This is a genomic window from Bacillus sp. IS1 (assembly GCF_032461585.1).
GTDB classification, from domain to species: Bacteria; Bacillota; Bacilli; order Bacillales; family Bacillaceae; genus Bacillus; species Bacillus velezensis.
On sequence record NZ_JAWCWR010000042.1, the window covers coordinates 1 to 260 of the forward strand.

General features: G+C 56.2%; 1 rRNA gene. It reads right to left on the reverse strand.

Annotated features, from left to right (window positions below):
- Positions 1 to 260 (reverse strand): 16S ribosomal RNA (locus RUW00_RS22885); the annotation flags it as partial.

Below are 260 nucleotides of genomic sequence, written 5' to 3' on the forward strand. Positions count from 1 at the left end.
CCGTGTCTCAGTCCCAGTGTGGCCGATCACCCTCTCAGGTCGGCTACGCATCGTTGCCTTGGTGAGCCGTTACCTCACCAACTAGCTAATGCGCCGCGGGTCCATCTGTAAGTGGTAGCCGAAGCCATCTTTTATGTCTGAACCATGCGGTTCAAACAAGCATCCGGTATTAGCCCCGGTTTCCCGGAGTTATCCCAGTCTTACAGGCAGGTTACCCACGTGTTACTCACCCGTCCGCCGCTAACATCAGGGAGCAAGCT